The following is a 20,783-nucleotide window of genomic DNA, read 5'->3' on the forward strand; positions in this document are numbered from 1 at the left end:
GGCATCCATCGGCCCGGGCGATGCAGGGGCTCAGCGTTTCTCGTAACGGACCAGTCCGGTGCCGAGCGTGTTGGCACCCAGTTTCACCGCATCGCCCGACCAGTCGGCCACGAAGGCGCTCTTGCGGTCGATACCGGGTGCGAAGCGGGCGTTGTTGCCGTCCACGACCAGCCCTTGCGAGGTGTGGTTGCGGTGTTCGGCGGCGACGGCGATGAAGGCGGAGTAGTTCTCCTTGTCGCGCCCCTGGACGAACCAGTTGTCCACGACGCGCCCGGTTGCACCGTCTGCCAGGTCGATCATGTAGTTGGTGGAGCGACCGGCCGCATCGTCGAAGCTGGAATCGAGCACTTCGATGCGGGCGGCGCGGCTTTTGAGGTAATGGCCGCCGGTGCCTGCCTCGAACCGGCTGCGGGTGACGGACAGCGCGCCGTAGTTGCCGACATAGATCGAGTGCGCGCAGCCCGACCCCTCGCAAGTGCCGAGGCGCGAAAAGGTCGACTTGTCGATCGCGATTGAGCCTTGCGGATCGTCGCCGGTCAGCAGGCCCTGTTCGCTGTCGCGGAACCAGGCCTGCGATATCGAGAGGTTGCCGTGTTCGAGGCGCACGCCGGCGCCATTCTTGTCCGAAACGCGAATATTGGCAAAGACCATGCCTTCTATCCGGGCGTTGCGCCCGCGCAGGACCAGTGCGGCCTTGTCCTCGCAGGCGACCCCATCAAGCACCGACTGGCCGGGAGCCTGCGCCTGGTAAGTCACGTCCCCCTTGCCCTGCACCGCGCAGTCGGCAAACCGCATGGAGGCGAAGCGGATGGTTCCGCGCCCTTCGCCGATGGCGTCCACCGCATCCTGAAGGCGCGTGTAGCTGCGGCCGGTTTCGACCACGGTGTACGGCGCGCCTTGCCCGAAAGACAGGGTGGCGGGAAGGGCGGTCAGCAGCAGGGCGCCGGAGGCGAGAGCGAGTCGAACTAGGCGGTTCATGCCCCTGCCTAGCGCGGCGGAAGCGCCTCTGTGTTAACGGCTTTTGCTGCGTCCCGGAACAGGACGGTCAGTCGCGCTTGCCGGAGCGCCACTTCCATCCGCCGCGTGTGCGCTTTGCCGCGATGACGACGAACAGTCCCGTCACGAGCAGGAACAGAGCTAGGGCGGCCATGCGCGCGCCTGTGGTGCCGGCACGGTTGAGCAGCGCGATTCCGGCGACCGAGGCCACATAGAGCAGCAGTAGCGCCCAGCCCTGCCATGCGATCGGCACGCCCGCGCCGTAGCCGAAGCGCTTGGGCGCGAACCAGGCGCCGTCTTTCGTCGATTCGTGCATCATGCTTCGTCCTCCTGAACCGGTGGCCGGCCGCGCCGGGCCGGCTCGCTGGCCTCGACCTTGATCCCGCGCCGGGCAAGCGCTTCGCGCAGCAGCACCTCGACCTGGGCGTTGACCGAACGGAAATCGGCTGCGGCGCAGCGCTCCAGTGCGGTGTGGAGCACCGGGTCGAGCCGCAGCGCGAACGCCTTCTTGCCGGGACTGGCCATTCGCCCGAAAGCCTTACTGGTAGAGCGTGCCGGTATTGACCACCGGCTGCGTGTCACGTTCGCCGCAGAGCACCACCATCAGGTTGGACACCATCGCTGCCCGGCGTTCGTCGTCGAGTTCGACCACGTTCTTTTCCGAGAGCTGTGCCAGCGCCATCTCCACCATCGAGACCGCGCCTTCCACCAGCTTGCGGCGCGCGCCGATCACGGCTTCGGCCTGCTGGCGGCGCAGCATGGCGCCGGCAATCTCGGGGGCGTAAGCCAGGTGGGTGAGGCCGCATTCGTCCACGGTGAGGCCGGCGACGTGCAGGCGCTCGATCAGTTCGGCCCGCAATTCGGCGTTCACTTCGGCATGGCTGCCGCGCAGGGTGATCTCGGCATCCTCGACATCGTCATAGGCATAGCGCGAACCGATCGAGCGGACCGCCGCCTCGATCTGCACGTTCACGAACGCTTTGTAGTCGTCCACGTCGTAAAGTGCCTGAGCGGTGTCCGCGACGCGCCAGACAACGTTGGTGGCGATTTCGATCGGATTGCCGCGCAAGTCGTTCACCTTGAGCTTTTCCGAAACCACGTTGTTGGCGCGAACCGAAATCCGGCGTTTTGCCATCCACGGCCAGACCCAGCGCAGTCCGGCGGCGCGGTCGGTACCACGGTATGAGCCGAACAGAGTGATCGCGGCCGCCATGTTGGGCTGGATCATGTAGAACCCGGAGGCGATCAGAATTGCCACCACAACGAGCGGGACGATCAGGGCGAGGGTTGCGAACACCGTGCCCGCCGCGGGATCGTTGCTGCCCGCGAGCATGGCGATGCTTGCCACCGCCAGCACCAGAAGCGCGACGAGAACCGCCAGCATCAGATATCCGCTTATGCTCGAAGCCACCGATTCCCGGCTGGAATTGATGGGCAAATGCGACTCGGACATCGAAAACGCTCCCTTGAAAGTGATATCACTTTAATATCAAATGTGCACATTCGGTCAAGCGGGGTTGAAAAACAGACGATTCGCCGCTATCTGGGCGTTGCGGGCCGGGCCCCTCTGGCGCGGCGTCGGTCGTGGTTTCATCCACGCGGGCGCCTCGTGATGTCGGACCGCATCGGGTGAAACCGATGCAGGTTCCGGGGGTCTTCCAAGCCCAAAATAGCTCCGGCACAGGAACCTTGCTTCGGGTCATCCGATCGAACCAACTCAAGTTCGATAGGGTTTTGACAATGACCGATCATATGTTCCGACTGCTCGAGCGCCATCAGAAGCTCGATGCCCTGCTGCGTTTCGCGCAGGGCAGGCCCATCGCCGATCCTCTCGAGATCGCGAAGCTGAAGAGAAGGAAACAGGAGTTCAGGGGCAGGCTGGCACGGTTGCTACTCCCCCCCAGCGCCGTTGCGCACAGCCTGTAACCCTTGCGCCGGCGTGATCCCCCCCCTTTTCGCGCCGGCGCTTCCTTCTTCTCCTGCTTCAGGTGATCGCCGTGGATTTTCTTTTCTATGACTGGTTGGGTACGCCCGCCTGGTTCTGGCTGGCGTTTGCCGGCCTCGTTTTCGTACTGACCGCGTTCGATCTCGGCTTCCTGCACAAGGAAGACCGGGAAATGGGCATTGCCGAATCGCTGCGGCTCTCGGTCTTCTACATTGCCATCGCCTCGGTTTTCGGGGCGTGGGTCTGGTGGGCCAAGGGCTCGGAAGACGGCATTGCCTATTTCACCGGCTACTTCATCGAGAAGGCGCTCTCGATCGACAACGTCTTCGTGATCTCGATGATCTTCGGCTTCTTCGCGATTGCGCCCAAGTACCAGTACCGCGCGCTTCTCTGGGGCATCATGGCGGTGATCGTGCTGCGCGGACTGATGATCGCGGGCGGCGTGGCGCTCGTGTCGCAGGCGCACTGGGTGATGTACATCTTCGCCGCGTTCCTCGTGTTTACCGGCGTGAAGATGCTGTTCGCGAAAGAGCAGGATCCCGATATCGGCAACAACCCCGTGATCCGCTGGATTTCACGCCACATGCGCGTGACCAAGGCGCATCACGCAGAGCACTTCTTCGTGCGCGAGAGGAATGAGGCAGGCAGGCTCGTCTGGGCGGCCACGCCGCTGTTCCTGGCGCTGGTCATCATCAACCTGGCCGACCTGGTGTTCGCAGTGGATTCGGTGCCGGCGATCTTCTCGATCACGACCGACACTTTCATCGTCTATACCTCGAACATCATGGCGATCCTCGGCCTGCGCGCGCTATACTTCGCGCTGGCGGCGATGGTGCACCGTTTCCATTACCTGAAGTATGCCCTCGCACTCGTGCTGGTGTTCATCGGCGCCAAGATTCTCGTTGCGGACTTCGTGATGGGCGGGGCGAAGTTCCCGCCGCTGATCAGCCTGGGCGTCACGTTGGCGCTGATCGCGGGCGGCGTGGGCTGGTCCTTGTGGAAGACGCGCGGGGAGGAGCCCCGGATCGGACACTGACGCGTGGCTATGAACGGATGAGGCGCCCTGCTAGGGCATAGGCCATGGCGCGCCTCATCCTGTTCAACAAGCCCTACGATGTCCTCTCGCAGTTTACGGATGTGCGCTCGCCCACGCCGCGCGCAACTCTTTCGGACTATATCGACGTGCCCGGAGTCTACCCGGCAGGCCGGCTTGACCGTGACAGTGAGGGATTGCTGCTGCTGACCGACGATGGGCGGCTCCAGTCACGGATCGCCGACCCGAAATTCAAGATCGCCAAGACCTACTTCGCACAAGTTGAAGGAGAGCCCGATGAGCCTGCTCTGGAAGCGCTGCGCAAGGGGGTGATGCTCAACGATGGGCCGACCCGCCCGGCAAGGGCAAAGCGTCTGGACGATCCGCAGCTCTGGCCGCGCAATCCGCCGGTGCGTTTCCGCAAGACGGTGCCGGACTGCTGGATAGAGCTGTCCATCACGGAAGGTCGCAACCGGCAGGTGCGCCGCATGACCGCGGCGATCGGCCATCCCACCCTGCGCCTCGTGCGCCAGCGGGTGGGCGAGTGGGCGCTGGATGGCCTCGCGCCGGGTGAATGGCGCGAGGTTTCTGTCTGACGACCTGAGTGCGCGTGGACGCTCAGCGGGTGCCGAGATCGCCCTTGCCCACCGTGCCGCTGGCCATTTCCAGCATTCGGTCGAGGCTGCGCTTGGCATCGAGGCGGAGCTGTTCCTCAATCTCAATGCGTGGCTCCAAGTCGCGCAGGGCGACGTAGAGCTTCTCCATCGTGTTGAGCGCCATGTAAGGGCAGATGTTGCAGTTGCAGTTGCCGTCCGCACCCGGCGCGCCGATGAAGGTCTTGTTCGGGATCGCGAGCTGCATCTGGTGAATGATGTGCGGCTCGGTGGCGACGATCAGCGTATCACCGGGAATCGTCTTCGCATACTGAAGGATGCCGCTGGTCGAACCGACGTAATCGGCATGGTCGACGATGTGCGGGGGGCATTCCGGATGCGCGGCGATCGGCGCCGTGGGATGTTGCGCCTTGAGCTTGAGCAGTTCGGTTTCCGAAAATGCCTCATGCACGATGCAGACGCCGGGCCAGAGCAGCATTTCGCGGTCGAACTTGCGGCTGAGGTAGCCGCCGAGGTGGCGGTCCGGGCCGAAGATGATCTTCTGGTCGGCGGGAATCTGCTGGAGGATCGTCTCGGCGCTGGAACTGGTGACGATGATGTCGGACAGCGCCTTCACCTCGGTCGAGCAGTTGATGTAGGTGAGCGCGATGTGATCCGGATGCGCTTCGCGGAAGGCCTTGAACTTCTCCGGCGGGCAGGAATCCTCAAGGCTGCAACCGGCTTCGAGGTCGGGCAGGACCACGATCTTGTTCGGCGAGAGGATCTTGGCGGTTTCGGCCATGAACTTCACGCCGCAGAAGGCGATCACTTCAGCGTCGGTTTCGGCGGCCTTGCGGCTGAGTTCGAGACTGTCGCCCACGAAGTCGGCAATGTCCTGAAGCTCGGGGCGCTGGTAGTAATGCGCGAGGATGACCGCGTTGCGTTCCTTGCGCAGCCGTTCGATTTCGGCGCGCACGTCGATACCGGAAAGGTCGGCGGGCATTACGGTCATGGTATCCCTCTGTCTGGTCGCTCCGGTCACCTGCCGGAATCCGGCTGCCGGGATTTGCGGCCTATCTAGGGATGCTTGCCGTAATGCCCAAGGGAAATATGCGCCTCCCCGGTCAATCGCTGGCGAGGGCTATCCGGCCGACGAAATCGCCCCACCACGGCATGACCGCCAGCAGTTCCACCAGAACGTGCGTGAGGACTGCGCAGATCGCGACGGCCAGCGTTGCCGGATGTGTACGGCCCGTCGTTTCGCGGTCATGGCGCGCGACGATCGCCACGACGCCAAGCTGGATCGCCAGCGAGAGCCATTCGCCCCAGGGCATGATGAAAGGCATCGGCAGTACCCGGCCCAATGCGGGGTCCAGCAGGATCACGGTCGATCCCAGCATGAGTCGCCGGTGCCAGTCCGGTTGGCCGCGCCGGGATACGGCCATCGTCACGAGCAATGCGAACATCGTCACGCTGACGATGCCGAGCGCAAGGAAGTAGGCCGGGCTGAAGAACGGCGGTTGGATGCCGAGCCTGATCGCCGTCACGTTGAGCGTTATGACCAGCACGAAGATCAGCGGCACCATCACCGCGCTGGCCCAGCCGAGTCGGCGGTGGAGGGCTATCCCGCCATGTCCGGCGAGTAGCGATTGGGTCACCAGCAGGCCGAGCCACGCCAGCATCGCCGCGCCGTGCAGGTGCATGACAAGTGGAGCATGACGATAATCGGCCATGCCTCTAAGTGCGAACTGCGCGAAAGCCAGGACGATGAAGGCCGACAGGCCGATCGCCATTTTCTGCCAGAACGACAAGGTGCCAAGGCGCACGCGATGCAAAGTTGCCATGAAGATTTCCCCGCCATCCCAGGAGTGGCGGAGTTTTAATGGATGTTCTCAAGTAAAAATACGGTAATTCCACAGATTACTGTAATTTATCCATCAGAGACCATGCCTCTTCATGGCGCTTTACGAGGTTTCGTCTTTCCAGATCAAGGAGATGCGCCAGCACCGAGCGCCCGGCGGCAGGCCAGAGCCTTTCGTCCACGCCCTTGTACATGAGCGGTACCATCTCGGCGATGGTCTCTCGGCCGGCCTCGATCTGCCTGAGTATCTGCCGTTCGCGCTGGCGGCGATGGCCGATCATGCCGCGCACGAGCTGGCGCGGCTTTTCCACGGCGGGTCCGTGGGCGGGGAAGTAGATCGCGTCCTGCTCCCGCTCGTAGAGCTTCTGGAGGCTGGCGAGATAAGCGGTCATGTCGCCATCCGGAGGGGATACGACGCTGGTGGACCAGCCCATGACGTGATCCCCGGTGAACATGGCCCCGGTTTCGGGCAGTGCGAAGCACAAGTGGTTCGAGGTGTGCCCGGGTGTCGCCACGGCTTCGAGCGTCCAGCCCTCTCCCGAAATCGTTTCGCCGTCCGCCAGAACACGGTCGGGGCGATAGTCGGGGTCGAAGGCGGCGTCGGCGCGGGGGCCGTCGTCATCGAGCGTCAGCGGTGCGCAGCCGACGATCGGGGCGCCGGTGAGTGCTTTCAACGGCACGGTGGCCGGCGAATGGTCGCGGTGCGTATGCGTGCAGCAGATCGCGGCGATCCGCGCCTTGCCCACGGCTTCGAGGATCGCTTCGATATGCTCGGGATCGGCGGGACCGGGATCGATCACCGCTACGTCCGCGCCGTCGCCGACGAGATAGGTCTGGGTGCCGGTATAAGTGAACGGCGAAGGGTTGCGCGCCAGCACGCGGCGCACCAGCGGGGCGATCCGCTCGGATACGGCATAGGGCTTGTCGATGTCTTTCAGCGCGTCCATGTGGCCGATATGGTCATTCGCCGGGCATGTGTCGAGACGCCCGGGTGGGGAGAGAAGCAGGCATGGCGTCCGAAGCCGAGTTGATTCTGGTCATCGATGCGGGGACGACCTCGAACCGGGCCATGGTCTTCGCGCCTGACGGAGCCTTGCGGGCGCTGACCCAGCGGCAATTGACGCAGCACTATCCGCGCGCAGGCTGGGTCGAGCATGATGCCGAGGAAATCTGGCAGGGGGTGCTTGCCTGCGCCCGGCAGGCCGTGGCGCAAGTGGGCGGCGCGGCCCGGATCGCGGCGGTCGGCGTGACGAACCAGCGCGAAACGGTGGTTGCCTGGGACAAGAAGAGCGGCGCCCCGCTCGCCCGCGCTCTGGTCTGGCAGGACCGGCGCACCGAACCGGCCTGTGCGCAGCTGCGCCGGGACGGGCACGAGGCGGTGGTCCAGGCCCGCACCGGCCTGCTGCTCGATCCTTATTTTTCCGCCACGAAGATGCGCTGGCTGCTGGATGAAGTGCCTGAAGTCCGTGACGCGGCAGATGCCGGAAGGCTGGCTTTCGGAACCGTCGATTCATGGCTGTTGTTCCGCCTTACCGGCGGCGCGCACCTGACAGATGCCACCAATGCCAGCCGCACCGCGCTTTTGCCGCTTGAGGGCGCTTGCTGGGACGAGGCGCTATGCGACTTGTTCGGGGTGCCGCGCGCGGCCCTTCCCGAAGTCTGCGACAGCGCGGGAGACTTGGCCATGGTTGAGGCGCAGTGGTTCGGCGCGGCCGTACCCGTCACCGGGATCGCGGGCGATCAGCAGGCGGCAACGCTGGGGCAGGGCTGCCTTGCCCCCGGCGCGACCAAGGCGACTTACGGCACCGGTGCTTTCGTGCTGGCGAACATGGGCGACAAAGTGCCTGCCTCGCGTCACCGCCTCCTGGCGACAGTGCTGTGCCAACTTGGCGGCGTGCGGACTTATGCGCTCGAAGGTTCGGTCTTCGTGGCGGGTAGCCTTGTGCAATGGCTTCGCGACAGTCTCGGCCTGGTCGATGCTGCGGCCGAAACCGAAGTTCTCGCCCGCTCGGTGCCGGATTGTGGCGGCGTGGTCATCGTACCGGCGCTGTCGGGATTGGGGGCGCCGCACTGGCGGGCGGAGGCGCGGGCTTCTATCACCGGGCTCTCCTTTGCCAGTTCGCGCGCGCATCTGGCCCGTGCGGCGCTGGAGGCCATGGCGATGCAGACCCGCGACCTTGCCGAAGCGTTCGCCGCAGACGGTGCGCGCTGGACTTCGCTCAGGATCGATGGCGGCATGAGCGCAAACGACTGGATGGCGCAGGATATTGCCGATGTGCTCGACCTCACGGTGGAGCGTCCGGAATTCGTCGAAACCACTGCGCTTGGTGCTGCGGTGCTGGCTGCGCACGGCGCGGGGCTGTTCCCGTCGTTGGAGGCAGCGGTAGAGGCCATGGGCGGAAAGCGCCGGGCATTTTCGCCCGATATGGCGGGAGCGGTGCGCGACGAGCGCGTCAGGTTGTGGGAAAAGGCGCTGGCTTCGGTTTGAGCGTATCGGCGAGCCGGCGTTCGATCCGTTCGCGCAGGCGCTCGATCCCGCTGGGCTCGGCCTCTTCGGTGAGCCGCCAGCGCTGGTCCAGCCTCATGAGCCGGTCGTAGAACCGGCGGGTCGTTTCCACCAGTTCGGCAACCTGCGGTTCGAGCAGGGCGAGCTGGGCGGGTTCGGAGTTGCGCAGCATGGACGAAAGCCGGCCATGGCGGCGAAGCTGGAATTCGGTAAGTTCGCCCATGAAGTACGCCCGGTGGTTCAGCAGCCAGGCAATCGCGTGCATCATGCGGGTGGTGGTGCGCAGGCCCTCGCTCGAGAGCGCGACACGGGCGAGATCCTCTTCCGCCATCGAGCCTTCAAGGCGGCGCGCCAGCGTGAAGGCGTGGCGCACCTCGTCCGAAAGCACCAACGCCTCGCAATAGAGCGCCTCGACGATGCGCGGGTTTATGGTCGCGGAATTGGGCATCGGCATTCATATTTCGGAACAGCGAGTCCCGGGCAACTGGCCGAATGCCATTTTCCGAAGCAAATCCGGGCGTTGTCCCCGTTCGGCACGCTTTTCCGAACCTGGCGTCCGGTTCGCCTTGTCGTGATTGTGCCAGTCAGGCGATGATGTCGGGGATCAGATAATCTTCGATCACCGAAATCTGGTCCTTGAGCCTGAGCTTGCGCTTCTTGAGGCGGGCGATCTGCATCTGGTCGCCGGCACCAGCGGCGTTCAGCGCATCGATCGCGGCATCGAGATCGCGGTGTTCAATCCTGAGAATTTCCAGGCGCTTGCGCATTTCCTCTTCGGTCACGCCGGAATTCCCTGTCATCGAATGGCTGTCATCATTGCGTCTTTCGCCGCCTCCCGCTTGACGCAGCAGGCGTGCGATTCACCGATATGTAGCATTAGCGGTCTTCGCAAGATGGGCAGGATGTGGTTCCATCCTTTTTGCGCCGCATCGATGATGCCGAGTCGCCAACAATGGTCGCCGGCAAGGATACGGCCCACCCCCCGGAAAAGAGGAGAACCGTCCATGGATAGTTCGCACGTCAGCGCCTTGCAGCTCAAACATGCCGGAATCGAAAGACAGATTCATGACGAGTTGAGCCGACCCATGCCTGACGCCGTCATGATCCAGGCCCTCAAGAAGCGAAAGCTGAAGCTGAAGGAAGAACTCTTGCGTCATTGAGCCGGCGCGTCCCCCACGGGTCTGCCTGAAGGGACCGGGCGCCGCTCCAGAGGTGCCCCCGGTGCGTCGACGCATCGGGGGTGCTGCGCAAATGGGGGGATGCTGCGCGAATGATCGCCGGAGCGCGGGCTTGATCGCTGTGCGCGCCAAGGCGAACTAACTGATCTTTTAACCGCACGCTGCGTTCCCAAAGCGGACTCTTTGGGTTACTCGGGTTGCCATGACCAGCGGAGCCGTAGAAGCAGCACGAAACATCCTCACCCGCCTCCATGAGGTCATGGCGTCGCGCAACCACGCGCAAGCCAAGCTGAATACCGTGGTGGAAGTGATCGGCGAATGCCTCAACAGCGAGGTCTGTTCGATCTATCTCCTGCGCGAGGGGATGCTGGAACTTTTCGCCACGCGCGGCCTGGCCCAGGAAGCCGTCCACGTTACCCGCATGGCCATAGGCGAAGGCCTTGTTGGCATGATCGGGGAACGGATCGAGACGCTCAACCTCGCCGAAGCCGCCACTCATCCGGACTTTTCCTATCGCCCGGAAACCGGGGAAGACCGTTTCCACTCCTTCGCAGGCGTGCCGATCGTGCGGCGCGAACGCGCCGTGGGCGTGCTCTGCGTCCAGCACGTAGAGCCGCGCCGCTACGAGGAAGTGGAGATCGAGGCGCTTCAGACCGTCGCCATGGTCCTGTCCGAAGTCATCACCAATGCCGACCTCATCGACGAGGTGGATGTTCATGCCCTCGGCTCCGCGCAGACGGGGCCGGAGCAATTGCGTGGGCTCACGCTGGTGAAAGGTCTTGCCTCGGGACAGGCCGTCTATCATCAGCCGCGCGTCAATATCGAGCATGTCGTTGCCGAGGATACCGAGGCGGAGCGGCAGCGCGTTATCCACGCCTTCGACAAGATGCGCGAACAGATCGACCGGATGGCCAGCCAGGCCGAATTCGGCATGGGGGGCGAGCATGAGGAAGTGCTCGAAACCTACCGCATGTTCGCTTACGATGAAGGCTGGACCCGGCGGATCAACGAAGCCATCGATTCCGGCCTCACCGCAGAAGCCGCGATCGAGCGCGTGCAGCAGCGCACCCGCATGCGCATGCGCCAGATCGACGATCCGCTGCTGGCGGACCGCATGCACGATCTGGAGGATCTGGCGAACCGCCTGTTGCGGATCGTGTCCGGCCAGATGGGCACGGCTGCATCGATGGGCCTGCGGAACGACGCGATCCTGATCGCGCGCAATCTCGGCCCGGCCGAACTGCTCGAATACGACAAGCGCCGCCTCAAGGGCGTGATCCTGGAGGAAGGCTCGCTCACCAGCCATGTGGTGATCGTCGCGCGGGCCATGGGCATCCCGGTACTCGGCCGTGTGCGGGGCCTGCGCGGCGTGGTGAGGGAAGGCGACCAGCTCCTGCTCGATGCCGACCAGGCCAGCGCCATGGTGCGCCCTCCGGCCGGCGTGGTCGAGGCGTTCGAGGCCCGCTTCGCCAAGAGCCGGCAGCGCCAGGCGGCCTATGCCGCCCTGCGCGAAGTCCAGCCCACCACGCTGGACGGCACGCGCATCCAGGTGATGATAAACGCGGGGCTGCGCGACGATATCGCCAATCTCGCCATGACCGGGGCCGACGGCATCGGCCTGTTCCGCACCGAGTTCCAGTTCTTGGTATCGGCCACGCTACCCTCTCGCGAACGCCAGACCCGCCTGTACCGCGATGTCATGGAAGCGGCGGGTGACAAGCCGGTGAAGTTCCGCACGGTCGACATCGGCGGTGACAAGACGCTGCCCTACCTGCGCCACGACGACGGCGAGGGGGAGGAGAACCCGGCGATGGGCTGGCGCGCGCTGCGCGTTGCCCTCGAACGCGAGGGATTGCTCAAGGTGCAGGCCCGCGCGCTGCTTGAGGCGGCTGCCGGTCGCACGCTTCATGTCATGTTCCCGCTGGTGGCCGAACCCTGGGAATTCGACCAGGCCAAGGCCGTATTCGAAAAGCAGCTCGCCTACTTGCGCGGCCAGAAGAAGCTGCTGCCCGAGGCGATCCACTACGGCATCATGCTGGAAGTGCCTGCGCTGGCCGAGCAACTCGATCTCTTGGCGCCGAAGATATCGTTCCTGTCGATCGGGACCAACGATCTCACGCAGTTCCTCTTCGCGGCCGACCGGTCGAACCCCAAGCTGGCCGAGCGCTATGACTGGCTGAGCCCGGCGATCCTGCGCTTCCTGCGGCGCGTTGTGCGCAGCCTTGAAGGGCATGACGTGGAAATTGCGGTCTGCGGCGAAATGGGCGGGCGCCGGCTGGAAGCTCTCGCGCTGCTGGGGCTGGGAATCAGGCGCCTTTCGATCACGCCGGCCTCGGTCGGGCCCACCAAGGACCTCGTCGCGAAGGTCAATCTCGCGGAGATCAGCGCGGCGATGGAGCAATGGCTTGCCGCGCCGCCAGCGGACATGCGCGCGACGCTCACGGCCTGGGCTGTGGAGCGGGATATCCCGGTGGACTGAACGGAGCCGTGGATCGAACGGGGCAGCAGGCTGATCCCACGGGATTTTGCACCGTGGTGCGATTGACACGAAGGAGTCTTGCGGGAATGCTACTCGCCGTACACGGGGTCGCATCCACCGCAAAAAATTCGAACAATCGCCCGCGTCGTGATTGACTTTGGATTCTCGCGCGGTTTGGTAGATTCCGTTCATCATCAGATTTACCAGTCCCTTCGGGAGCGGAATGGAACACGTTGAAAATCAGGGCCCGTCCGAAGGTTTGGCCAGTGTCTCGGCCGGCGGCTCGGCGTCCACCGTCGGTGCGACCTTGCGCAAGGCGCGCGAAGCCAAGGGCCTGAGCCTTCCTGACATCGCCGCGCAGACCCGCATCGCCGAGCGTCATCTTGCCGCGATCGAGGAAGATCGGCTGGGTGACCTTGCCGCACGGACTTATGCGGTGGGCTTCTCCCGCACATATGCCCGCGCGCTCGGGCTCGATGACAAGGCCATTGCGGAGCAGGTGCGCCGGCAGCTTGATGCTGAAGGACACAGTCGCGAACCGGTCATGGTTCCGCATTTCGAGCCGGGCGATCCCGCGCGCGTGCCTTCGGTGCGCCTCGCCTGGGTGGCCGCCGCCGGAGCGCTGGTGGTCATCGTGCTGCTGCTGGTGTTCTGGAGCAGCTATCTCGCGCCTGAAGGCAAGTTGCCCGACCTGATCTCCGATGCGCCCAAGCCTGCTCCGAGCGCAGTCGTGGCCGCGAAGCCCGCTGCGCCTGCGGTGCAGCCCACCAACGGTCCGGTGGTGCTAGCTGCCACGGTCGAGGGCGTCTGGCTGCGTGTCACCGATGCCAAGGGCAAGCTGGTGGAGAAGGTGCTGAAGCAGGGTGAAACCTGGACCGTGCCCGAGGGCGCGCAGGCTCCGCAGCTTCGTACCGGCCGTCCCGATGGGCTGGCGATCACGGTCGGCGGAAAGGCCATTCCGGCGCTCGCGGCCAAGCCGATGACGATGTCGAGTGTTTCGCTGGTTCCTGCCGACCTGCTGGCGCGTGGACAGGCCGGGGCGCCGGCAGGCGCAACCGGAATCGCCGCTCCAACGGCTGCGGTTCCCACTGCCGGGCCTACTGTCGGGCCGAATGCGGGACAGACTGCCGCGCCGCTTTCCACGACTTCCCAATAGGCCCGCCTCGACAAGGGGGCGGGGCTTGCGGCACATCGGTCGCAAGACAATTCTGGTTAACGAGCGGTTCTGTCGCGCCCCTGCATGGCGTGACGGAACGCGATGGGCGCGGGGCGCCCCGATACGGAGTAGACCTGGCGATGAATCGTTCCCTTGTGGCAATCCGCTCGATGCGCCTGGCCGCGACGAGTGCCGTTGCTTTGGCGCTGGTCGGCATGAGCCTGCCGGCCCAGGCCCAGGAATCCACGGATTCCCGCCTCAAGAAGGTGGAGTCCGAGGTTCGCGCACTTCAGCGCAAGGTGTTCCCGGGCGGAGACGGCAAGTTCTTCCAGCCTGAAATCACGCCCGGCACGCCGGTGCCTGCCCCGGCACCGGGCCAGCCCGCGACCACGCCGGTCAGCGATATTCTTCTGCGCATGGATTCGATCGAGGCGCAGATCCGCGGTCTGACCTCGCAGGTCGAACAGAACACCAACCGCATCAACCAGATTGAGGCGCGCCTTGCCGCAGGTGTGCCGGCTCCGGCGCCTCTGTCGGGGGGCCCTGCCGCGCAGTCCAATCTCAATGCGATGAGCGGCGGGGCCAGCCCCGCGCCGACTTCGACGACTCCTGCCGCGCAGCCCTCCACGCCGCGTCCGGCGGCACCGTCGAACTCGCGGATCGAGGCGGTGAAGGCTATCGTGAAGCCGCAGTCCGCCGATCCGGGCGATGACGAGTACAGCTACGGCTTCCGTCTCTGGGAAGCGAAGTTCTATCCCGAAGCACAGCAGCAGCTGAAGCTCTACCTTGAAAAGTACCCGCGTCATGCCCGCGCGAGCTGGGGCCGCAACCTGCTGGGCCGTGCCTATCTCGATGACGGCAACCCTCTGGAGGCCGCCAAGTGGTTCGTCCAGAACTACCAGACCGACAAGCGGGGCGATCGTGCGCCTGACAGCCTGCTCTATCTCGCCGTGTCGATGAAGCAGCTCAAGGACAACAAGCGGGCCTGCATCGCTCTCGCCGAGTTCAGCGAGACTTACGCCAGCGAGGCCGCCGGTCGCCTGAAGGGCACGTACGATTCCACGCGCAATGGACTTGGCTGCGCCTGACCCGATGCTGATGCCGACGCCCGAAGCCGTTGCACGGTTTCGGGCGGGGCTGGCTGCGATCTGGGGCGAAGCGATCGATGAGCCGCGGGCGCGGCTTGCGGTTGCGGTTTCCGGCGGGCCGGACAGTACGGCCTTGCTGCTGCTGGCGCAGGCCGCCTTGCCCGGCCGGATCGAGGCCGCAACCGTCGACCATCAGCTTCGCGCTGCGAGCGCGGCGGAAGCTGCGGCGGTCGCAGCGCTCTGCGCCCGGCTCGGCGTGGCTCATGCAACGTTGCAGGTTGAGGTTTCGCCCGGCAACGTACAGGCCGAGGCCCGCGCCGCCCGCTATGCGGCCATGGCGGAATGGATCGCGGAGCGCGGTCTCGCCGCGCTCACGACCGCGCATCATGCCGACGATCAGGCCGAGACCCTGCTTATGCGCCTCAACCGGGCGAGCGGGGTCAGCGGCCTTGCCGGAACGCGCGGGCGGGGGCAGGTGCCGGGAACCGCCATTCCCCTGCTGCGCCCGGTACTGGGCTGGCGGCGGGAGGAACTGGCCGAGGTGGTAGCGGCCGCGGGCGTCGTTCCGGCGGAAGACCCCAGCAATGCCAACGACCGGTTCGACCGCGTGCGCATCCGCAAGGCGCTTGCTTCGGCCGACTGGCTGGACGTTGCCGCCATTGCCCAGAGCGCGGAACATCTTGCCGAGGCCGATGCTGCGCTGGATTGGATGGCGGCACTGGAATGGCGGTCCTGCATCACCCGAGAGCCCATGGGACTGCGCTACCGCCCGCAGGCGCCGCGCGCGGTGGTCCTGCGCGTGCTGGCGCGCTGCGTGGTCGAACTTGGCGGCGAGGAGCCGCGCGGAAGCGCGGTGGCGCGCTTGCTGGTAAGCTTGCAGGAAGGGCGGCCCGCCTCGATCGGAGAACTGGTCGTGCGGCCCAATGCCGGCGGCTGGAGTTTTGCGAAGGCGCCCGTTCGGGCAGCGAAGAGAACCCGGCCGGTGAAGAGCGAGGGTTAGGTTTCCGGTCAGCGAGTGCCGGTGACGCGAAGGATGCCTTAGCCGCCGACCAGGTTGTCTCCAAGCCCGACCTGCTTTCCACGGGTGATGTAGACCTTGTCGCCGATCTTCGTCGTCGCGAAAAGCTTGGCGGCGAAATCCTCGGGCATTCCCACGCAGCCATGGCTGGCATAGCCCAGTTCGACCTTGGAGCCGTGAAGGGTGATGCCGTCGTCGGTCAGGCGCTGCATGTAAGGCATCGGCGCGCCGGTGTAGATGTTGGAGACGTGGTCCTTGTCCTTCTGGGTGATCGGGAACACGCCGAGCGGGGTGGGCTTGTCCTCCGTGCCGAGCAGGACCGCGGTTGTGCCGATCTCGTAGCCGCCTCGGAAAACCGAGAGGACGCGTGCTTCGAGATCGACGGTGACGACGATGGGCCCGGCGGGAACTTTCGCCTCGTCCCAGTGCCATTCGCCATACTTGATCGGCCCTTCGATCGGCAGGATGTGCTTTATGACGAAGGGTTCGTCCCTGGCGGCAGGCGATGGGGACGGTACCGGTGGCGGAGTTACCGGTGCGGGCCGGGCAACGACAGGGGCAGGCGTGTGGTCACGGGCTGTCTGGCGCGAGGTGATGATGAACACGCCCACGATCACGGCGATGGCCAGCAGGCCCGAGGTGAGCAGAAGGCGGGGTGTCACCTGGCGGGAAATCCTGTGGTTGAGGCGCTTGTCACGTCGTTATCATCGCGCAGGAGGTGGGCGAGCGCCAGTGCGGCTTCAGCGGTGTCCCGCAAGGGGACTTGGCCGGGCTGAAAGTTAACGCGGGGAAGGCGTCATTCCGGGCCGGGCGCGGCGATCCCGGAGCGGAGGATCGAATTCGCCAGATCGGCCAGTTCCTCCGGCGTACCGTCGTTTGACCATACGGCATAGCGCAGACCGAGAAACACATTCATGCCCATGATCGCCCAGGCATGGGCTTCCCCAAGACCTTCGCGCAATTCCCCCTTGCTTGCACCGTCGGCGAGTCGTTCGCGGATGCGGCGGGCGGTCGATTCGTAGTGGATGCGGAAACTGGCGGGATCGACGAATTCGCTCTCGTCGATGATCCGGTAGATTTCCTTGTGTTCGCGGGCAAAGCGCAGGAACGCGGTCAACGCCGCCTCTTCCGCTTCCAGCGCAGGCATCGGCTCGGCAAGCGCTTCGCGCGCGGCCTGCCGGACCTTGCTGCTGAGGTCGTCCACCAGCGCGCGGAAGATTTCATCCTTTGAATCGAAGTACGTATAGAAACTGCCGAGCGCCGTGCCCGCCCGTTTGGTGATCCCGGTTATCGAGGCTTCGTGAAAGCCGCGTTCGCCGAACTCCACGGCGGCCGCATCCAGCAGCTTGCGCAAGGTTCGCCGGCCCCGTTCGGTACGCGGCACTTTGGCCGAGATCGCCGGTTCGCGCCCCGCATCCTGCCGGCGGGATTCTTCCCTGGGTTCGGGCAGAGGGGGCTGGGTGTCATCTGTGATCACAAGAGCACAGCTAGACCCAGATCGGCAGCTTGGCAAACCTTCAATGTTGAAACACGGTTCAACTTTCAATATCAGGGGCGGACAACAACAAGGTTCATTGGGAGTAACGGGGATGCAGCAGGTGCGATTCCGCAGCATGGGTTCGAGTTGTCTGGCGCTGGCCGCCGCGATCGGCGTTGCCGTTCCCGCCCTGGCTCAGGAGCAGGGGCGTCAGTCGGCCGAGGCATCCCGTTCCGGCGAGGAAGTGAGCGTGGGCGAGATCGTCGTCACCGCGCGCCGCCGTGAGGAGCGCCTCGTCGATGTGCCGATCGCCGTGACCAGCTTCAGCGGGGAGCAGCTTGCGAAGTCCGGCGCGATCGACATCACCGACATTGCCCAGTCCACCCCGAACGTGACACTGGAAGTTTCGCGCGGCACCAATTCCACGCTTTCCGCCTTCATTCGCGGCATCGGCCAGCAGGACCCCGTCTCGGGCTTCGAGCAGGGCGTGGGCATCTATCTCGACGACGTATACCTGAACCGCCCCCAGGCCGCCGTGCTCGACATCTACGATGTGGAACGGATCGAGGTGCTGCGCGGACCGCAGGGCACGCTTTACGGCCGCAACACCATCGGCGGCGCGGTGAAGTATGTGACGAAGTCGCTCCCGGACCGGTTCTCGCTCAAGCTTCGCGGCACTTACGGAACGTATGACCAGGCGGACGGCGTGCTGACCGTTTCCGCTCCGATCACGGATATCCTGCGGGTCGGTGGATCGGTGGCGCGCCTGTCGCGCGGCGGTTTCGGCAAGAACCTGACCACCGGCGAGGACAACTACAACAAGGATATCTGGGCCGGACGCGGCACTGTGGAGATCGGCGGCAACGGCCAGCCGGTCCTGATCCGTATTTCGGGCGACTACACGCGCGACAAGTCCAATTCACGGGGCGGTCACCGGTTGATCCCTGCCCTGGTCTCGGGCACGCCGGTGCTTGACGATGTGTTCGACAGCCAGGGTGGCCTCGACGATCCCCGGCAGGACGTGAAAGCCTATGGCCTTGCCGTCAACGCCAGTGCCGAACTGACCGATGCCCTGACGTTCCGCTCGATCAGTGCCTGGCGCAAGGACAAGAGCGCTTCGCCGATCGATTTCGATGCGCTGCCCGCCGTCGATGTCGATGTGCCGGCGTTCTACAACAACGAGCAGATCAGCCAGGAATTCCAGCTGCTTTATGATAACGGCGGCTGGCTCCAGGGCATGATCGGCGGCTATTATCTCGCGGCCAAGGCCGATACCGCCTTCGATGTGCGACTTTTCACCACGCTGAACGGGCTTACCGCCTATACCCAGGCCGATGTCGATACCGATACCTGGGCGGTCTTCGGTGACTTCACGTTCGACTTCACCGACCAGCTCAGCCTCGCGGTGGGTGGGCGCTACACCTGGGACCAGCGCAAGGCGCAGATCCTCCGTCAGAACTATCTCGGCGGCGGATCGCCCGTGTTCGGCGGGCTTGGCGTGCCGTTCGGGGCGCCGAGCACGGACTTTTCGGGCAAGGCGACCTTCAAGAAGTTCACGCCGCGCGCCTCGCTCAGCTTCAAGCCGACGCCCGACCACAACCTCTACGCCAGCTTTTCGCAAGGCTTCAAGGGCGGCGGCTTCGATCCGCGCGGTGTCGGCGTGAACGCGCCGACCACCAACCCCAGCGGCATTCCGAGCGATGCTGAGATCGCCAGCTACCTCAGCTTCAAGCCGGAATCGGTCGATAGCTATGAGCTTGGCTACAAGGGCAACCTGTTCGGCGGCGGCCTCTATATTGCGCTGGCGGCGTTCCACATGGACTACAAGGACGTCCAGGTTCCCGGATCGGCGGGCTGCACGGTGGGCGGGATCGCAACGTTCTGCGGTGTCATCACCAATGCCGGCAAGGCCAAGATCGACGGTATCGAACTGGAGGCGAATGCCCGTCTCGGCCAGAATCTGGCAAGTTCGGGCGACAGGGTGAACCTGTCGGGCTCGCTGGGTTACATCAATGCGCGCTACAAGGAATATATCACGCAGGTTCCCGGTGTCGGCCCGGTGGACGTTGCCGATGCCCGCAAGGTGCAGAACACCCCCAAGTGGAACGGCAGCGCGACGCTGGCCTATACCTCCCCGGTGGGCGATGGCGACGTTTCGCTGAACACCACGCTGTCTTACCGCAGCAAGACCTACCAGTTCGAGATTCCCAATCCCTATATCGACCAGAAGGGCTATGTCCTGCTCGACGCCAGCCTCGTCTATACCGCTCCGGGCGGTCGCTGGAGCCTTGGCGTTCACGGCAAGAACATTTTGGACAAGGAATACAAGACCTCGGGCTATACCTTCGTCGGCACCGGCGCGGACGGCAGCCTGATCCCGACCCTGGGCAAGGAAGGAACCCTGACCGCGTTCTACGGCAACCCCCGGCAGGTCTTCGTGACCGGAACGCTGGAATTCTGATCGCGCCCGGCGGCCTCGGATTTCCCCGGTCTTGCGGGGAGACCGAGGCCACCCGTTCGGCCCGGCAGCGGTGAAAGGACTAGCTTTCGATGGAATATCGCCTCCACCGCTACCGCAGCGCCTGCGGGAGGCTCGATCTTGTCGCGCGCGACTATCCGGCGGCGGAGGCCGGGGCGCCGGTTCTGCTGATGATGCACGGCCTGACCCGCAACAGCGCGGATTTCGAGCCCTTGGCGAGGCATCTCGCCGGGCGCTACCGGCTGGTCGTGCCGGACCAGCGGGGCCGCGGGCTTTCGCAGTGGGACCCCGATCCCGCGCAGTACCGGCCCGACGTCTATGCACAGGATATGCTGGCGCTGCTTGGCGGGCTCGGCATTGCGCGGGCCTGCCTTGTCGGCACTTCGATGGGCGGGCTCATGGCCATGGTGATGAACGCGCTGCGGCCCGGGCTCGCCAGCGGATTTGTGTTCAACGACATCGGTCCGGTCCTCGATCCTGCGGGACTTGCGCGGATACAGGGCTATGTCGGGCCGGGCGGGGCGATGGCTTCGTGGAAAGAGGCGGCGGCGCGGTGCAGGGCGATCAACGCGGTGGCCTTCCCCGATTTCGGCGGCGGGGACTGGCTGGCCTTCGCCCGGCGCACTTGCCGGGAGAATCCCGGGGGGACCGTCTCGTTCGACTATGATCCCGCCATTTCCAGAAGCATGGACGGTGACACCCCGCCAACCGTGCCGCCGGACCTCTGGCCCTTGTGGGACCTGCTGGGCGCCGCGCCGGTGCTGGTGGTGCGGGGGGCGCTGTCCGACCTGCTCGGAATGGAAACCGTCCGCGAGATGGCGCGCCGTCACTCCGGCCCTTATGCCCATGTCGAGGTGCCGCGCGTCGGCCATGCCCCGATCCTCGACGAGTTGCCCGCACTGGCTGCAATCTCGGCGTTTCTCAAGGAATACGTAAGCTGACATGAGCGGCACAGAACACGGCCAGAACGGCAC

The 20,783-nt window shown here is 64.9% G+C and carries 22 protein-coding genes; 11 read left to right on the forward strand and 11 right to left on the reverse strand.

The window, feature by feature from the left end; translation table 11 throughout:
- Nucleotides 1–30 precede the first annotated feature (30 nt).
- The 4 genes from ACLIMP_RS06490 to ACLIMP_RS06505 form a co-directional block, all read right to left on the reverse strand.
- Entirely contained in the window at nt 31–978 is a 948-nt protein-coding gene (locus ACLIMP_RS06490; protein ID WP_324698269.1) for a right-handed parallel beta-helix repeat-containing protein, read from the reverse strand.
- A gap of 67 nt (nt 979–1,045) precedes the next feature.
- Nucleotides 1,046–1,315: a hypothetical protein gene (locus ACLIMP_RS06495; protein WP_324698271.1), complete on the reverse strand. Its 270-nt coding sequence runs from the start codon at nt 1,313–1,315 to the stop codon at nt 1,046–1,048.
- Nucleotides 1,312–1,521 (reverse strand): type II toxin-antitoxin system antitoxin, encoded by a 210-nt coding sequence (locus tag ACLIMP_RS06500; protein ID WP_324698273.1) that lies wholly within the window; start codon nt 1,519–1,521, stop codon nt 1,312–1,314. Before ACLIMP_RS06500 ends, ACLIMP_RS06495 begins: the two co-directional genes overlap by 4 nt.
- A gap of 13 nt (nt 1,522–1,534) precedes the next feature.
- Nucleotides 1,535–2,449: an SPFH domain-containing protein gene (locus ACLIMP_RS06505; protein ID WP_054439968.1), complete on the reverse strand. Its 915-nt coding sequence runs from the start codon at nt 2,447–2,449 to the stop codon at nt 1,535–1,537.
- A gap of 287 nt (nt 2,450–2,736) precedes the next feature.
- On the opposite strand from ACLIMP_RS06505, the gene ACLIMP_RS06510 reads away from it, so the two are divergent.
- The 3 genes from ACLIMP_RS06510 to ACLIMP_RS06520 all read left to right on the forward strand — a co-directional run bounded on the left by ACLIMP_RS06510 (nt 2,737) and on the right by ACLIMP_RS06520 (nt 4,570).
- Nucleotides 2,737–2,922: a DUF465 domain-containing protein gene (locus ACLIMP_RS06510; protein WP_054440127.1), complete on the forward strand. Its 186-nt coding sequence runs from the start codon at nt 2,737–2,739 to the stop codon at nt 2,920–2,922.
- Between the two features lie 71 nt (nt 2,923–2,993).
- Nucleotides 2,994–3,977, forward strand: coding sequence for a TerC family protein (locus tag ACLIMP_RS06515; protein ID WP_185997960.1), 984 nt, complete (start codon nt 2,994–2,996; stop codon nt 3,975–3,977).
- A 44-nt stretch (nt 3,978–4,021) separates the two neighbouring features.
- Nucleotides 4,022–4,570: a pseudouridine synthase gene (locus tag ACLIMP_RS06520; protein ID WP_185997959.1), complete on the forward strand. Its 549-nt coding sequence runs from the start codon at nt 4,022–4,024 to the stop codon at nt 4,568–4,570.
- A gap of 22 nt (nt 4,571–4,592) precedes the next feature.
- Here ACLIMP_RS06520 and nadA read toward each other — a convergent pair whose 3' ends face one another.
- From nadA to ACLIMP_RS06535, 3 genes are all read right to left on the reverse strand, one after another.
- The gene (gene nadA / locus ACLIMP_RS06525; RefSeq protein ID WP_054439973.1) at nt 4,593–5,579 is read right to left on the reverse strand and encodes a quinolinate synthase NadA; all 987 of its coding nucleotides are present in this window, start codon (nt 5,577–5,579) and stop codon (nt 4,593–4,595) included.
- 112 nt (nt 5,580–5,691) lie between these two features.
- Nucleotides 5,692–6,411 carry a hypothetical protein gene (locus ACLIMP_RS06530; RefSeq protein ID WP_324698279.1) on the reverse strand — a complete coding sequence of 240 codons (720 nt, stop codon included), beginning with the start codon at nt 6,409–6,411 and terminating at the stop codon, nt 5,692–5,694.
- Nucleotides 6,412–6,487: 76 nt separating this feature from the next.
- Nucleotides 6,488–7,375 (reverse strand): MBL fold metallo-hydrolase, encoded by an 888-nt coding sequence (locus ACLIMP_RS06535; protein WP_324698281.1) that lies wholly within the window; start codon nt 7,373–7,375, stop codon nt 6,488–6,490.
- Nucleotides 7,376–7,437: 62 nt separating this feature from the next.
- Here ACLIMP_RS06535 and glpK point away from each other — a divergent pair, with 62 nt between their 5' ends.
- Nucleotides 7,438–8,916 carry a glycerol kinase GlpK gene (gene glpK / locus ACLIMP_RS06540; protein WP_324698282.1) on the forward strand — a complete coding sequence of 493 codons (1,479 nt, stop codon included), beginning with the start codon at nt 7,438–7,440 and terminating at the stop codon, nt 8,914–8,916.
- Here the strand turns inward: glpK and ACLIMP_RS06545 are convergent.
- On the reverse strand, nt 8,882–9,382 hold the full coding sequence (locus tag ACLIMP_RS06545; RefSeq protein ID WP_054440131.1) for a DUF1465 family protein: 501 nt from the start codon (nt 9,380–9,382) through the stop codon (nt 8,882–8,884). The two genes, glpK and ACLIMP_RS06545, sit on opposite strands and share 35 nt — an antisense overlap.
- Before the next feature lie 136 nt (nt 9,383–9,518).
- Complete coding sequence (locus ACLIMP_RS06550) at nt 9,519–9,716, reverse strand: YdcH family protein (protein ID WP_054440133.1); 198 nt, start codon at nt 9,714–9,716, stop codon at nt 9,519–9,521.
- Nucleotides 9,717–9,938: 222 nt separating this feature from the next.
- On the opposite strand from ACLIMP_RS06550, the gene ACLIMP_RS06555 reads away from it, so the two are divergent.
- From ACLIMP_RS06555 to tilS, 5 genes are all read left to right on the forward strand, one after another.
- Nucleotides 9,939–10,094, forward strand: a complete 156-nt coding sequence (locus ACLIMP_RS06555) for a DUF465 domain-containing protein (RefSeq protein ID WP_082370483.1) — start codon at nt 9,939–9,941, stop codon at nt 10,092–10,094.
- A gap of 220 nt (nt 10,095–10,314) precedes the next feature.
- On the forward strand, nt 10,315–12,591 hold the full coding sequence (gene ptsP / locus ACLIMP_RS06560; protein WP_054439983.1) for a phosphoenolpyruvate--protein phosphotransferase: 2,277 nt from the start codon (nt 10,315–10,317) through the stop codon (nt 12,589–12,591).
- A gap of 223 nt (nt 12,592–12,814) precedes the next feature.
- Nucleotides 12,815–13,747 carry a helix-turn-helix domain-containing protein gene (locus ACLIMP_RS06565; protein ID WP_443478119.1) on the forward strand — a complete coding sequence of 311 codons (933 nt, stop codon included), beginning with the start codon at nt 12,815–12,817 and terminating at the stop codon, nt 13,745–13,747.
- A gap of 140 nt (nt 13,748–13,887) precedes the next feature.
- Nucleotides 13,888–14,835, forward strand: coding sequence for a tetratricopeptide repeat protein (locus ACLIMP_RS06570; protein ID WP_324698289.1), 948 nt, complete (start codon nt 13,888–13,890; stop codon nt 14,833–14,835).
- Entirely contained in the window at nt 14,816–15,835 is a 1,020-nt protein-coding gene (gene tilS, locus ACLIMP_RS06575) for a tRNA lysidine(34) synthetase TilS (protein ID WP_443478120.1), read from the forward strand. The genes ACLIMP_RS06570 and tilS overlap by 20 nt, the downstream gene beginning before the upstream one ends.
- Before the next feature lie 38 nt (nt 15,836–15,873).
- On the opposite strand, the gene ACLIMP_RS06580 is transcribed toward tilS, so the two are convergent.
- A complete protein-coding gene (locus ACLIMP_RS06580) occupies nt 15,874–16,515 on the reverse strand; it encodes a L,D-transpeptidase family protein (protein ID WP_054439992.1) in 642 nt (213 codons plus the stop codon).
- Nucleotides 16,516–16,649: 134 nt separating this feature from the next.
- Complete coding sequence (locus tag ACLIMP_RS06585) at nt 16,650–17,249, reverse strand: TetR/AcrR family transcriptional regulator (protein WP_443478161.1); 600 nt, start codon at nt 17,247–17,249, stop codon at nt 16,650–16,652.
- A 193-nt stretch (nt 17,250–17,442) separates the two neighbouring features.
- Here ACLIMP_RS06585 and ACLIMP_RS06590 point away from each other — a divergent pair, with 193 nt between their 5' ends.
- Both ACLIMP_RS06590 and ACLIMP_RS06595 read left to right on the forward strand, forming a co-directional pair.
- The gene (locus ACLIMP_RS06590; RefSeq protein ID WP_443478121.1) at nt 17,443–19,791 is read left to right on the forward strand and encodes a TonB-dependent receptor; all 2,349 of its coding nucleotides are present in this window, start codon (nt 17,443–17,445) and stop codon (nt 19,789–19,791) included.
- 89 nt (nt 19,792–19,880) lie between these two features.
- A complete protein-coding gene (locus ACLIMP_RS06595; protein ID WP_324698295.1) occupies nt 19,881–20,750 on the forward strand; it encodes an alpha/beta fold hydrolase in 870 nt (289 codons plus the stop codon).
- Nucleotides 20,751–20,783: the final 33 nt, after the last annotated feature.

It is taken from the genome of Novosphingobium aeonii (assembly GCF_052279045.1).
Taxonomy (GTDB): domain Bacteria; phylum Pseudomonadota; class Alphaproteobacteria; order Sphingomonadales; family Sphingomonadaceae; genus Novosphingobium.